Source organism: Marinomonas algarum (assembly GCF_020532605.1).
Taxonomy (GTDB): Bacteria; Pseudomonadota; Gammaproteobacteria; order Pseudomonadales; family Marinomonadaceae; genus Marinomonas; species Marinomonas algarum.
In genome coordinates, this window is the sequence record NZ_JAJATW010000056.1 from 1 (window position 1) to 1,984 (window position 1,984).

At 44.6% G+C, this 1,984-nt stretch carries 2 protein-coding genes; both read right to left on the reverse strand.

Annotation, left to right across the window (positions count from 1 at the left end; translation table 11 throughout):
* Nucleotides 1-195: 195 nt before the first annotated feature.
* Nucleotides 196-927, reverse strand: coding sequence for a class II aldolase and adducin N-terminal domain-containing protein (locus LG368_RS15205; RefSeq protein ID WP_226755537.1), 732 nt, complete (start codon nt 925-927; stop codon nt 196-198).
* 68 nt (nt 928-995) lie between these two features.
* On the reverse strand, nt 996-1,844 hold the full coding sequence (locus LG368_RS15210; RefSeq protein ID WP_226755538.1) for a transporter substrate-binding domain-containing protein: 849 nt from the start codon (nt 1,842-1,844) through the stop codon (nt 996-998).
* Between the last annotated feature and the right edge of the window lie 140 nt (nt 1,845-1,984).

Sequence of the window (1,984 nt, forward strand, 5' to 3'; positions counted from 1 at the left end):
TGAAGGTGCGCATGGAAAAAAGTCACTGTCTGGGTGAACGAAAAGCAGTGGTCATTTTACTGCTTCAGGCCGTATGATTACAGCTCTGCAGGGGTGTGAGAGGGGTTTTAAGTCACGGAATCAGGTATGAGTGAGAGACTGGCTATTAGAAAATAGCCAGTGTTAGACAGACACAATGACAAATGCGATTTCGCTTTAATCGAGAAAGGAAGGGTCGAGCTGAATCATAAGCTCTTTCATTTCTTCAAAATGTCGTCTTGAAAAATCTGTAATGCCTTCCCAGTCTCGAGCCGTTTTCTCTGCGACTTCATCTGACAAGACATTCAATGGTTGGCCTGTTGATAACGCCGTAATCATAATCTGGCAAGCACGTTCAAGGGTCCAGATATCATCAAATGCAACGCCAATGTCGCTTCCTGTCACCATGACGCCATGGTTACCCATCATTAGACGACTGTTGTTTTCCAGCAGCCCTGCCAAACGAGCCCCTTCTGCTACTGTGTCCGCCATGCCACCAAACATGGTATCCACAGAAACACGATTAAAGTAACGCGCTGTATTCTGTTCAATAGGAAGAATCTGCGGTGACTTCATTGTTGATACAGCCGTGGCGTAAACAGGGTGCAAATGCATCGCAACACGAACATGGGGCAAACGCTGATGCAACTGTCCATGAATAGACCATGCGGTTGCGTCTACTTCTGGGCGCTCTGCAGTTGAAGCATCATCTGCATCTAGCAGTAAAAGGTCGCTGGCACACACTCTAGAAAAGTGTTTCCACTTCGGGTTAATTAAAAACTGTTTTCCGTCGTCAGAAATGGCCGCACTAAAGTGATTTGCTACCGCTTCATGCATACCTAAATGCGCAACAATTCTCAGAGAGGCAGCCAGATCGATGCGGTTTTGTTCTTCTAAAGAAAGAGCCATATTTTACTCCAATAAAATAACGCACACGATGCAGCACCGTGTGCGTAAAAAGTGGTATCAAGGTTGACTTACGACTGAGGCATCAATGCTTTGATGTCTTCTGCCGTTGGGGCTTGGAATTTGTATTTTTCCAACAATGCTCTGTATTCAGGGGTTTTACTGTAGGTGTCAATTGCTTCAATCAGAGCCGTTTTCACTTCATCGTTGCCTTTCTTAACACCAAACCCATTTAACACAGGATAAATCAAGGTGTCAGAGGAAATCACCACACGATTACCCAGCTTATCAACCACACCTCGCGCCACAGCGGCATCGGTGATTTGCGCTTCAACGGCACCCGACAACATAGCTTGTGTTGTTTGTGGGTCTGTTGGGTATTCACGAACAGTAATAGGCTCCATGCCATTGGCTTCACAATATTCTACGGACACTTTTTGTATCTGTTTCAACCAAGACGTACCCGCCATAGACCCAACATTGTGACCACAAAAATCTTCAGGCAACTTTGGTTGAAAATCACTGCCTTTGACGGCAAGAATCGATTCACCACTTTTTAAGTAAGGAATCATGTCGATGACTTTTAGGCGATCGGCTGTGATGTACATGGACGAATTAGTGATATCAAAACGTCCGCCACGTAGGCCTGGAATCAAGTTCGCCCAACGAGTGTCAATGTTCACCGCTTCTCTGCCCATGACCTTACCCAGACCCGCTAAAAATTCAATATCAAAGCCTGCTGGTTTATTATTTTCCATGTATTCGTATGGAAAAAACGTAATGTCTGAACCTGCGATAATCTTACCAGGCTCTTTAAACGCCATAGCGCTCATAGAGCTTAAGGAAAACGCAGCACCCACAACACCAATAGCCAGAGTACGAGCCGTTAATTTCTTTGTATCGTTAAACATCGTCATCATCTTTACTCTCTTTAGTCGTCCCTGAATAATGGCGTTTCAGACAAGAAACGCCATGGTATTTTTAGGCTTTTCCATTAAAAACGTTATTTTTAGCCATATGCGCTGTAAAAAAGACCCAAAATATTGGGCACAATAAAGCC

What these genes read in the sequence shown, in the direction of transcription:
- LG368_RS15205 (WP_226755537.1), bottom strand. Translation starts at nt 927, where the DNA reads ATGGCTCTTTCTTTAGAAGAACAAAACCGCATCGATCTGGCTGCCTCT.
- LG368_RS15210 (WP_226755538.1), bottom strand. Translation starts at nt 1,844, where the DNA reads ATGATGACGATGTTTAACGATACAAAGAAATTAACGGCTCGTACTCTG.